Source organism: Streptomyces sp. NPDC101152 (assembly GCF_044768275.1).
Taxonomy (GTDB): Bacteria; Actinomycetota; Actinomycetes; order Streptomycetales; family Streptomycetaceae; genus Streptomyces.
The window spans coordinates 1-11,715 of the sequence record NZ_JBIWPO010000096.1 but is presented as its reverse complement, the minus strand read 5'-3'; the positions used below and the strand labels follow the sequence as shown (position 1 = coordinate 11,715).

General features: G+C 69.4%; 9 protein-coding genes. 5 read left to right on the top strand and 4 right to left on the bottom strand.

From position 1 onward, the window contains the following. On the bottom strand, positions 1-143 hold a 143-nt coding region (locus ACIRVK_RS44155; RefSeq protein WP_404257609.1), incomplete at its 3' end, for a TetR/AcrR family transcriptional regulator. A 204-nt stretch (positions 144-347) separates the two neighbouring features. Between ACIRVK_RS44155 and ACIRVK_RS44150 the strand changes: the two genes are divergently transcribed. The 4 genes from ACIRVK_RS44150 (at position 348) to ACIRVK_RS44135 (ending at position 5,544) form a co-directional block, all read left to right on the top strand. Continuing rightward, positions 348-1,163, top strand: coding sequence for an oxidoreductase (locus tag ACIRVK_RS44150; protein WP_404257607.1), 816 nt, complete (start codon positions 348-350; stop codon positions 1,161-1,163). Positions 1,164-1,272: 109 nt separating this feature from the next. Continuing rightward, positions 1,273-2,127 (top strand): alpha/beta fold hydrolase, encoded by an 855-nt coding sequence (locus tag ACIRVK_RS44145; protein WP_404257605.1) that lies wholly within the window; start codon positions 1,273-1,275, stop codon positions 2,125-2,127. Positions 2,128-2,398: 271 nt separating this feature from the next. After that, complete coding sequence (locus ACIRVK_RS44140) at positions 2,399-4,075, top strand: FAD-dependent oxidoreductase (protein ID WP_404257603.1); 1,677 nt, start codon at positions 2,399-2,401, stop codon at positions 4,073-4,075. Continuing rightward, positions 4,072-5,544 carry an ATP-binding protein gene (locus tag ACIRVK_RS44135; protein WP_404257601.1) on the top strand — a complete coding sequence of 491 codons (1,473 nt, stop codon included), beginning with the start codon at positions 4,072-4,074 and terminating at the stop codon, positions 5,542-5,544. The genes ACIRVK_RS44140 and ACIRVK_RS44135 overlap by 4 nt, the downstream gene beginning before the upstream one ends. A gap of 452 nt (positions 5,545-5,996) precedes the next feature. On the opposite strand, the gene ACIRVK_RS44130 is transcribed toward ACIRVK_RS44135, so the two are convergent. The 3 genes from ACIRVK_RS44130 to ACIRVK_RS44120 all read right to left on the bottom strand — a co-directional run bounded on the left by ACIRVK_RS44130 (position 5,997) and on the right by ACIRVK_RS44120 (position 11,237). Continuing rightward, positions 5,997-6,893 carry a hypothetical protein gene (locus ACIRVK_RS44130; RefSeq protein WP_404257599.1) on the bottom strand — a complete coding sequence of 299 codons (897 nt, stop codon included), beginning with the start codon at positions 6,891-6,893 and terminating at the stop codon, positions 5,997-5,999. Between the two features lie 405 nt (positions 6,894-7,298). Then, on the bottom strand, positions 7,299-9,506 hold the full coding sequence (locus tag ACIRVK_RS44125) for an L-dopachrome tautomerase-related protein (protein ID WP_404257597.1): 2,208 nt from the start codon (positions 9,504-9,506) through the stop codon (positions 7,299-7,301). Between the two features lie 231 nt (positions 9,507-9,737). Beyond that, the gene (locus ACIRVK_RS44120) at positions 9,738-11,237 is read right to left on the bottom strand and encodes an MFS transporter (protein ID WP_404257595.1); all 1,500 of its coding nucleotides are present in this window, start codon (positions 11,235-11,237) and stop codon (positions 9,738-9,740) included. 335 nt (positions 11,238-11,572) lie between these two features. On the opposite strand from ACIRVK_RS44120, the gene ACIRVK_RS44115 reads away from it, so the two are divergent. Next, the coding region (locus ACIRVK_RS44115) for a TetR/AcrR family transcriptional regulator (RefSeq protein ID WP_404257609.1) at positions 11,573-11,715 on the top strand (143 nt) is incomplete at its 3' end.

The following is an 11,715-nucleotide window of genomic DNA, read 5'->3' as shown; positions in this document are numbered from 1 at the left end:
AACGCGCCGTAGAGGCTGCCGCGGCCCAGGCCGGTGGCGGCGCTGATGTCGTCGACGCTCGTGCCGTTGTAGCCCGAGGAGCGGAACTGCCGCTCGGCGGCATGCAGGACATGGTCGCGGTCAAAGCTTCGTGGTCTGGCCATGCAAAGAAGGTAAAGCCGACCCACTCTTCTTGACAACCCAGTACAGAACCATCTAGGTTTCTGACTGTTCAGTACACAACCGTCCTGAGCTCACCGGACAGGCTTGGTCCGGGCATGCAGAACCGGTGCGGACCGTGTCGACTTGAGCACAGGCGACCCCGCACAGCGCCCGACGAAGTCATGCCCCCAACCGAAGGAATCACCATGCAGACAGCTTCCCCCGTGGCTCTCGTGACGGGCGCCTCCTCCGGGATCGGGCGGGCGGCGGCGCTCGCCCTGGTGGGCGCCGGCTTCGCGGTAGTCGGCACCAGCCGCAACGCGGCGAACGCCAAGCCGCTCGCCGGAGTGACGTTCCTCGATCTCGACGTGGCCGACGACGACTCGGTCCGCTCCCTGGTCGGGGAGGTGATCGATCGGTTCGGCCGGATCGACGTCCTGGTCAACAACGCGGGTGTGGGCGCGGTCGGCGCCGGCGAGGAGAGCTCGATCGACCAGGCCAGGGAGGTCTTCGACATCAACGTCTTCGGCGTGATGCGGATGACCAACGCAGTGCTGCCCCACATGCGCGCCCAGGGCAGTGGCCGCGTGGTCAACGTCTCCTCGATGATGGGTCGGGTCCCAGCGCCCTTCATGGCCGTCTACGCCGCCACCAAGCATGCGGTCGAGGGCTACTCCGAGTCCGTCGACCACGAGCTTCGCGAGCACGGCGTGCGGATGCTGCTGGTCGAGCCGGCCTACACCAGCACGAGTTTCGAGGCGAGCAGCCTGGGGCCGGACTCGCCCCTGCCGGTCTACGCCGCGCAGCGGGAGGTCTCCCGAGACGTGCTGGCCACGGCCCTGCGCACCGCCGACGACCCGGCCGTTGTCGCGAAGGTGATCGTCGCGGCCGCCACCGACTCCAAGCCCAAGCTCCGCTACCCCGCCGGCCCGATGGCCAGACGTGTCAGCGTCCTGCGCCGGTTCGTGCCCTGGCGCACCTTCGACAAAGAAATCCGCAAGCTCAACCGACTGGCCGGCTGATCCCGCAATACACCCGGCGCCCGAGGAGACGCACATGTCCACCACCAGAGACACCGAAGCCGGCATCGGCATCTGCCGTCCGACCACTCTCAGACAAGGCTGACCCCCCATGGAGTTCGAACACGTCACCTTCGACTTGCCACACGGCACCTTTCACGCGCTGCAGGGTGGTGATCCCGATGGCCGACCGACGCTCGTCCTGCACGGCTTCCCGGACCATCCGCCGACCGCGAAGCCCTTCCTCGCCGAGCTCGGCCTCCGCGGACGCCATGTCCTCGCGCCCTGGCTTCGCGGTTACGCGCCGTCCCCGACCGCGGGGCCGTTCGACTTCGCATCCCTCACCGGCGACGTGCTCGCGCTGATCGACCGCTGGTCTCCCGGGAGAGCCGTGGAGTTGGTCGGCCACGACTGGGGCGCCATGATCACCTACGATGCCGTCGTCACCGCGCCGGAGCGGATCGAACGCGCGGTCGCGCTCGCCATCCCGCACCCCCTCACGTTCATAAGCCGGCCGCGCCCCGCGCAGCTGCGCCGGAGCTGGTACATGGGGCTCTTTCAACTGCCGGGAAGCGGCTGGATGGCCAGCGCCCGCGATCTCGCCCTCATCGACCGCCTCTGGCGTCAGTGGTCGCCCGGCCTCTCGCTCGATCCAGCTGTCCAGGCGGAGCTGCACGAGCACCTGCGGGCGAGCATGCCCGCGCCCATCAAGTACTACCGGGAGATGATGCGCCCCGGCATGCTCAAGGCGGCGCGCCGCCTGTCTCAGCCGATCAAGGTGCCCCTGCTGCACCTCCACGGCGCCGACGACGACTGCATCCTCCCCCCGAAGGTCGACGACCGGCATCGGTTCGCCGCCCCGCACGCGATGGAGGTCATCCCCGACGTCGGTCACTTCCTGCACATCGAGGCCCCCGAGGCGATCGCGGAACGGATCGCGGCATGGGCCCAGTTGCGGATGCCTTGACCCTCGCGGCGAGACCACCGGGAGGGGCGGCGCGGGGCCGACCGGCAGGCCAAGGTCGACCGGCTGCCCGCCCTCGGGGCGCGGCACGCGGACATCGGCTAGGGAGTGCAGTCCTGGACCACACTGGTGGACCCGGAGGGCAACGAGTTCTGCGTGCTCGCGGCGGAGTTGACCAGAGCGAAGCGGAGCGACGACCATGCGATGGCTGAAAGGCGACGCCGGCACCGAGCCGGCGCCGAGCGGTGATCCGATCACTCGGGGTGGGGGACGTATGGCACAGGCCACGGACGCTGTGCGGACCGTCATCATGACCGTGGACGACGATCCCGGGGTGTCCCGGGCCGTCGCCCGTGACCTGCGGCGGCGCTACGGCGGTTCGTACCGGATCGTGCGCGCGGAGTCCGGTGAGTCCGCGCTGGAGGCGCTGCGTGAGCTGAAGCTGCGCGGCGATCTGGTCGCGGTGATCCTGGCCGACTACCGGATGCCGCAGATGAACGGAATCGAGTTCCTCGAACAGGCCATGGACGTCCATCCTGGTGCCCGGCGCGTGCTGCTGACCGCGTACGCGGACTCGAACGCGGCGATCGACGCGATCAACGTCGTCGACCTCGACCACTATCTGCTCAAGCCCTGGGACCCGCCGGAGGAGAAGCTCTATCCGGTCCTGGACGACCTCCTGGAGGCCTGGCGGTGCAGTGACTTCCGGCCGGTGCCCAGCACCAAGGTGGTCGGACACCGCTGGTCGGCGCGCTCGTCGGACGTACGGGAGTTCCTGGCCCGCAACCAGGTGCCCTACCGCTGGTACTCCACCGAGGAGCCCGAGGGGCAGCGGCTGCTGACCGCTGCGGGGCAGGACGGGCAGCGGCTGCCGGTGGTGATCACGGCGGACGGTACGGCGCTCGTCGAGCCGGAGGTGCCCGAACTGGCCGCGCACGTGGGGCTGGCGACGATGCCCACGGCCGACTTCTACGACCTGGTCGTCATCGGCGGCGGGCCGGCCGGGCTCGGCGCGGCCGTGTACGGGGCCTCGGAGGGCCTGCGGACGGTGCTCGTGGAGCGGTCGGCGACCGGCGGGCAGGCCGGGCAGAGTTCGCGGATCGAGAACTATCTGGGCTTCCCGGACGGGGTGTCCGGCGGTCAGCTCACCGACCGGGCGCGACGCCAGGCCACGAAGTTCGGCGCCGAGATCCTCACCGCGCGGGAGGTGACCGGTCTGGAGAGCAGCGGGGCGGCGCGGCTCGTACGGTTCGCGGACGGGTCGCAGATCGCGGCGCACAGCGTGATCCTGGCGACCGGTGTGTCCTACCGGCAGCTGGAGGCGCCGGGCGCCACCGAGCTGTCGGGCCGCGGGGTGTTCTACGGGTCCGCGCTCACCCAGGCCGCCGCCTGCCAGGGCCACGACGTGTACATCGTCGGCGGCGCCAACTCCGCCGGGCAGGCGGCCATGTACCTGTCCCGGGGGGCCAAGTCGGTGACGCTGCTGGTGCGCGGTGCCGACCTGTCCGCGTCGATGTCGCACTACCTAATCCAGCAGATCGAGCACGCCCCGAACATCTCGGTGCGCGCGCGGACCGTCGTGGAGTCGGCGCACGGCTCGGACCACCTGGAGCAGCTGACCCTGCGCGACGTGGAAACCGGCGAGACCGAACGGGTCGACGCGCAGTGGCTGTTCGTGTTCATCGGCGCGGCCCCGCTGACCGGCTGGCTGGACGGCACGGTGCTGCGGGACCAGCAGGGGTTCATCCTGTCCGGTCCCGGCCTCACCCCGGACGGGCGGCCGCCTGCGGACTGGGAGCTGGACCGGCCGCCGTACCACCTGGAGACCAACGTCCCCGGCGTGTTCGTCGCCGGGGACGCCCGCGCGGAGTCCGCCAAGCGTGTCGCGTCCGCCGTCGGAGAGGGAGCCATGGCAGTGATGCTCGTACACCGATATCTGGAGCAGTCGTGAGCGGGCAGGTCATGCCCTGCAGCCCGCAGGAGATCGGTTCGCTGTTCCTGTTCGAGAAGCTGAGCTCCGAGCAGCTCGGCAGGCTGTGCAGCGAGGGTCGGATCGAAGTGTTCGACCCCGGGCCGGTGTTCACCGAAGGTGACCCGGCGGCCTGCTTCTACGTGATGATCGAGGGCACGGTCGTCATGTCACGCCGGGTGGGCAGCGATGACATCGAGGTGAGCCGCACGTCCCAGCCAGGGGTGTACGCGGGGGCCGTGATGGCGTACCTCGGGGAAGGGAAACCGCAGCGGTACATGAACTCGCTGCGGGTGTCGGAGCCGACACGGTTCTTCGTCCTGCCCGCCGAATCGTTCGCGAACTTCATGCACGAGTGGTTTCCGATGGCGATCCATCTCCTGGAGGGGCTCGCCCTCGGTTCGCAGACCTTTCAGCGGGCCGTCGGGCAGCGCGAACGGCTGCTCGCGCTGGGCTCGTTGTCCGCGGGTCTCACCCATGAGCTCAACAACCCGGCCGCGGCCGCCGTACGGGCCACCGCATCGCTCAGGGACCGGGTCGCGCACATGCGCAACAAACTCAGCGCCATCGCCTCGGGCCCCTACCACCGCGACGCCCTGAAGGCCCTGGTCGACCTCCAGGAGCGTACGGCCGAGCGGGTCTCCAAAGCGCCGCCACTGAGCCCGCTCGAAGCGTCCGACCGGGAGGACGAACTCGCCGACTGGCTGGATGACCACGGTGTCCAGGACGGCTGGCAGATCGCGCCGACTTTCGTGCAGGGCGGTCTCGACGTCGGCTGGCTAGAGCAGATCGCGGCGGCCGTCGACGAGCAGGAAATCTTGCCGAGTGCCATCGGGTGGCTCAACTACACGGTCGAGACCGAGCTGCTGATGTCCGAGATCGAGGACTCCACCACCCGTATCTCGAACCTCGTCGACGCCGCCAAGCAGTACTCGCAGCTGGACCGCGCGCCCTACCAGGTCGCCGATGTGCACGAACTCCTCGACAGCACGCTGCTGATGCTGTCGGGCAAGATCGGTCCACAGGTCAAGGTCGTGAAGGAGTACGACCGTTCGGTGCCGAGGATCCCGGCCTACCCGGCGGAGCTGAACCAGGTGTGGACCAACCTGATCGACAACGCGGTCTCCGCCATCAAGGGCGCGGGCGGCGAAGGGACGTTGACCGTACGCACCGCTGTGGTGCACGACCGGCTGCTGGTGGAGTTCCGCGACACGGGCCCGGGAGTGCCGGCCGAGATCCGCGGCCGGATCTTCGACCCGTTCTTCACCACCAAGCCGGTGGGCGAGGGCACCGGGCTGGGGCTCGACATCTCCTGGCGGATCGTCGTCAACAAGCACCACGGTGACTTGAAAGTCGAGTCCGTACCCGGCGACACCCGCTTCCAGGTGCTGCTCCCCCTCACCGCCACCGACCCCGACACCGTCCCCGACCCGGCCCAGGAGTCCTCATGACCAAGGGCACCGGAATCGACCCTGTCGTCCCGCCCAGCGGGGCCGGGACGACGGGCTGACCCGTCTCGCCGGTGTGCTGGGCCAACCCCGTGTCCGCTGGCCCGTGCCGTGCTCATCGCCGGGGACACCGGGGTGTGCGCGGCGGGCCTGGACATCCCCGACGACGTCGGCATGAAACCCACGCACTACGCCGTCCACGTCGGCCGGGGTACACGGTCACCGCGAAGGACACGGTGTTTCCCCGTCAGCGATCACGCCTCCTATAGGGACCCCGCACGAGGACGACGCTTGCGAGCTCCTGGCGACCCTCCTCGAAGACGTGAGCGCCCCGTAGTGACGACAGCCCTGTACGAGATCGAGACCGGCGAAGCCGACTGCCGCCATTTGGGTTGCTGGTCGAGGGGCGGGCATGGGTTCCTCGGGTCGCGGATGGGCAGGGACAGTGCTGTGGGTCAGGTGGCTGGCCGGGACAGGGCTGCGAGGCGGGTGAATGCGCTGGTCAGCTCGTGTCGCCAACGCCAGGTAGCGGAGATCCGGAGGCAGAGTCGGCGGCCTCCGCGGGTGATGCGGGCGGCGGCGTGCGGCAGCCGGTAGCGGAGCTTCTTGGGCTCGGCGGTGGCCAACTCGCCGTCCAACGGCAGGGCCTGGGTCCAGACGAGCAGGCGGATGCGCTCCTCCACGCGGGCATGCGCGCGGTGGCGGGCATGCGCGCGGTGGCGGGCATGCGCGCGGTGGCGGGCATGCGCGCGGTGGCGGGCATGCGCGCGGTGGCGGGCCTCCAGGCGTTGCGCGGTTCCCCCACCCGTGACCGGGGTGTCGGTGAGAAAGAGGTGGCGCAGCCCTTCGTCGAAGTCGAACAGGGGCAGCCGGGCACCGGGATGCGGACGCTCACGCCGCACGATGACGCGGGTGCCGTCGGGGTAGCCGGTGAGGTCGATCATGCCGGTCAGCTCGGCGGCCTCTGCTCCGTCGCGCAGGGATCCGTCCTGTTCCAGGGCCGGGTGCCAGACCCGGTCGGGCAGGGCCCGGATGTGGTGCAGGAAGCACAGCAGCCGGTGGTAGCCGAAGCCGCGCTTGTAGGCGGCGGCTGCCTGCTCCTTCTCGGAGTGGCATGTGACCAGGGTGGCGTCGAGGTCCAGGACCAGGCAGGGCAGGTCGCGCCTGCCCGCGCGGGACGCTGGTACGCCGTCGCGGGTGTCGGCGGCTTGCAGCCAGGCGATTTCGCGTGCGGTGGCCCGGGCTTCTTGCAGGGCGGCCAGGGCGGGGGCCGATGTCGGCGAGAAGGAGCCAGGCGGTGGATGTGGCGGTGGATGTGGCGGCGACCGGGCCGAACACCTCGCGCTGGTCACGCAGGACAGCGAGGTCAGTGATGATCTCGCCGCCGTCGGTGAGCATCACGGCCAGGTCGACCGGCACCCGGCCGGGGGCGTGCCCCGTGCCGCGCGGCCGCAGCCGACGCAACGCGCTGGTGAAGGCGCTGGTCAGCCAGGTGACTTCGGCCAGATCGGCCAGCAGACGGGATCCGGCATGGCCGACTACCCCGCGACCGTCGGCCGAGACGACAAGTCGCGGACGTGACCCGGTAGTGTGCACGCGGAAAGTGCCTTCCCCCGCGAGACGACAGAAGCCTTACACAAGCTCTGTCGTCCCAGGTCAGAAGGCACTTTCGCTGTGCCGCTCATGCTACGGGCACGACCCCGGGTGATACGCGCGGGCCAGGGCGTGTTCCCGTGCCCGTTGCCTCGCCGCCGGGCTCAGAACCCGGGGAAGACCCTGCGCAGGTCGTCGAGGGTGACGGTGTCGCCGGTGAGGGTGACGGAGGGCGGGGTGTGGGCGGGGGCGTGCCGGCCGGTGATGAGTCGCAGCCACCACTCGGCGGGGGCCGTCAGCACGGCGTCGGCGTTCTCGGGTTCGCCGGTGAGCGCGACCGTCTCGCCGATCGAGAGACCGAAGGCGCGCTCGGGTGCGGTGGTGTGCACCGCGACGGCGACGGGGCGGTTCTCCAGGGCGTCCGCCTTGCCGAGGAAGCCCAGCTTCATGCCAGCCTGGTCGAGGAGCGGCCCGGTCGCGGCGGACGCCAGGGTCGTCGACGGGTCGAAGGCCACCTCGACGTCCCACGAGTGGTGGGTGAGCTCACTGAGCAGGATCCCCGCCGCGGTCGCGACGTCCACCGGCGCGGGCAGGAAGCCGAGGTCGATCCGGAGGTCGCTGCGGGCTCCCGCGTCGAGGCCCTCGTAACGTTCGACCAGCGCCTGGTTGGCGGTGACCAAGCCTTCGGCTCGCTCAGCCGGGGTCATCGCGTCCCAGCGGGCCCACACCGACTTGTTGAAGTCGCCGTCGGGGGCACCCGTACCGCCCGTCGCGCCCTCCAGTGCGGCCAGGCCTATTTCGGCGCCGCTGCCCAGATGGCTGAGCACCTGGGAGACGTCCCACTCCGACGCGCCGGACGGGCGGGTGAGATCGGCGGCGGTGAGTCTTTGCACCACGGCGGCGAGGTGGTTGTGTCCGCTGCGCAGGGCGTCGATGATCCGGTCTGTGGCTTCGGTCATGGTCGTTTCCTCAATGAAGTTGATCTGATTCGGTGTTGTCGTCACACGGCTGTCGGTGTCACCCGGCCGTCTGGGACGAGCGCTTGGAGAAGCCGATCGTGTATCCCTCGACGGTGGTCCGCACCGGCCGGTCGGGGTGATGAACAGCGGGATGTAGTGGTCGACGGTCGGATGGGCGTACGGCATACCGGGCGCCCTCGTCCGGAACGCGGCGAGTTCGTCCACAGCGCCGCGCGCGAGGGCGTCGGCGGCCCAGGAGGTCAGGCGAGCCTGACCGGCCCGGCGTCGATCGGCAGGCGGACCAGGAGATAGGGCTTGCGGCGCAGATCCTCGCCCTCGTGGAAGAGCGACATCCGGTTGAGCTGCAGTGGCGTACAGGTGCCGGTCCGAGGCGACGGACAGGGTGTCGACCCAGATGAGGTCGGTGCCCTGGGCGAGGGTGTGGTAGGTGCCGTCCGGGTTCCTTCGCCAGATGGAGTTGTGTTCCAGGTCGCCGCCGTAGAGCCGTCCCTTGTCGTCGCTCTCCAGGCCGTCGGCCATCGGCTTGAACCCGTGGTCCTCGACCGTCGCCGCCACCTCGGCTTCCGTGGCGTCCGGGTCGGCGAGGGCGTCGGTGGCCACGCTGTGCAGTCGGCGGCTGGACAGGGGGCAGTAGTAGAGGCGCTTGCCGTCGGCGCTGAGGGCGATCCCGTCGGAGCCGGTCTCGTAGTGCATGGGTTCGCCGTCCGCGGGGCGGATCATGAGGGGTTCGCCCTCGATGATGGGAAGGAACTGCTCGTCGGGGAGCGCTGAGGGCTGCCCGGCCAGTCGCCGCCAGGAGCGGCCGGTGGCGAGGTCGACCACGATCACGCCGTTCGTGCCGCCCGAGTCGGTGATGAACGCCATGCCCTCGGCGCCGCGCCGCAGGTCGAAGCGCACGTCGTTGGGGTAGCTGTTCGACGGCACCACCTCGGGCGGGAAGAGAATCTTCCGTACGATCCGGTCGGTGCGCAGGTCGACCGCCACGAGCTTCGGGCCGCCGTAGGAGGACCCGGCGAACAGCGGGTTTCCGGTGTCGAGGATCCACAGCCGGTCGGCCGGGTCGACGACGACGCTCTGCACCGACTGGAAGTGCCCGGCCAGGTCGGACGTGTCCTCGCGGTTCACCTCGGCGTTGGGGTAGGCCACGGGCTTCCCGTGCCGCAGTTCGGCGACGGTGAACGGGACGTCGTCGCCCCAGCGGGGGAAGTTGACGAAGATACGGCCGTGGCGTGAGACGGTGACACCCGTCGGCATCGAGCCCCAGAAGCGGGCGACGACCGTGTACTGAGCGGCGGTTGGGCTGGCGGTTGGACTGGTGGCGTGGGCGGGCCCGGCCAGTTGGGTGGCGGCCAGCGATGCGGTGGTCGCGCCGAGGAATGTACGTCGTTTCATGGGAGTGTCTCCTGTTGGGTCTGGCGCACCATGAACTTCGCCGTGGACAGCAGTTCTCCGGTGCGCGGGTGACGGGTGGTGAGGTCCATCGCGGAGAACGCCCTGTCGTGGACGCGCGGGGCGAGACGGTCGCGGTGGAATCCTGGAGATGCCCTGCTTTCCTGTGCTGATGCGTGTCCTGAGAACAACAGTCATGGCAGGTGGCAGGGCATTTCGAGGGTGGATTCCGGCTCAGTGGGCCATCACGGGCTCGCCCTCGGACGGCTCCAGAGCCCGGTTCGGGATCAGGAACGCGGCGATCACCGCACCGACCACGAAGAACCCGGAGCCCCAGGCCAGGGTGGCCGTGTAGCCCTCGACCCCGGCCTGCGCCGCGGCCAGCGCGCTGGGCTTGTGCGACGTCATGTAGTCGGTCGCGGCCGATGAGGCGATGGTGGTCAGCAGGGCCGTGCTGATGGAGCCGCCGATTTGCTGGCCGGTGTTGATCAGCGCTGAAGCGACACCCGCGTCCTCGTGGTGAATGCCCGAGGTCGCCCCCTGGATCGCGGTGGACATCACCGCGCCGATGCCGAGGCCCAGCAGGATCAGGCCGGGCATGATGTGGGCGGCGTAGGTGCTGTCCAGCTCGAGCCGGGTCAGCAGGGCCATACCGGCTGCGGCGACCAGGAAGCCGGCGCTGATCACGATCTTCGGGCCGACCCTGGGCAGCACCAGCGAAGGCATCGTGGTCGACGAGGCGACGACGGCCGCGACCATCGGCAGGAACGCCAGACCGGTCTTGATCGGCGAGTAGCCGAGGCTGGCCGCGAAGTAGTAGGTGAGGAACAGGAAGATCGAGAACATCCCCATACCCAGGACGAACACCGCCATGAACGAACCACCGCGGGTCCGGTCCAGCACGAGGCGCAGCGGCAGCAGCGGATGCGCGACCCTGGTCTCCAGCCAGACGAACACCGCGAGCAGCACCGCACCGGTGATCATGGAGCCGAGGGCGACCGGGTCGGTCCAGCTGGTGGACTCGACGTGCGCGAACCCGTAGACGACGGCGAACAGCGCGGCGCTCACCACGACGATGCCAGGAATGTCGAGTTTGGGCTTCTGGGTGATCACGGGCTTGGCCAGCAGCAGCAACGCACCGATCAGGGCGGGGACCGCGAAGGCGACGTTCACGTACATCACCCAGCGCCACGACGCCCATTCGGTGAGCATGCCGCCGACCAGCAGCCCGATCGCGCCGCCGGCGCCACCCAGCGCACTGAAGATGCCGAAGGCCTTCGCCCTTTCGGACGGTTCGGTGAAGGTCACGCTGAGCAGGGAGAGTGCCGCGGGCGCGAGCACCGCGGCGAACAGGCCCTGGGCCACACGTGCCGCGACGAGGATCTCGAAGCTGCCGGCCGAGCCGCCGACGACGGACGCGACCCCGAAACCTGCCAGGCCGATCACGAAGAGGGTACGTCGACCCAACAGGTCACCGAGTCGGCCGCCGAGCAGCAGCAGGCTGCCGAACGCCAGCGCGTACCCCGTGATGACCCACTGCCGGCTGCCGTCGCTGAAACCGAGGTCGTGCTGCGCCTCGGGCAGCGCGATGTTCACCACGGTCGCATCGAGCATGACCATGAGCTGTGCCACGCCTATGACGACCAGCACCCACCAGCGCACGGCATGTGAGCCGCGAAGGCCCGAGTCTTTCTTTCCGGAGGCGGGCGCCCCGCGGTCGATGCTGGTACTCATGTTCTTCCCTTGCTTGGTGGGCATGACTGAAAGCCGTCTAGAAACTGATTGGTTTCCTCACCGATGAAGGTGAGGCGAGGGTGACGGGCTGAGATCTCAGGGCTTCGAGATCATCGTGTGGCCGCTGTGGGGCTTGCCTCGGCGATCTTCTGGAGGGCCGCGTCGGTGTCCGCGATGGCCAGCATCCTGTTGATGTCGGCGCCGGCCAGTCATCGCGCCAGGCGTGCACGCACCCTGTCCGGTGAGCTCAGGACCGTTGTGGACTGAACAGTAAGAAACCTAGATGGTTCTGTACTGGGTTGTCAAGAAGGGTGGGTCGGCTTTACCTTCGATGAATGGCCAGACCACGAAGCTTCGACCGCGACCATGTCCTGCATGCCGCTGAGCGGCAGTTCCGCTCCTCGGGCTACAACGGCACGAGCGTCGACGACATCAGCGCCGCCACCGGCCTGGGCCGCGGCAGCCTCTACGGCGCGTT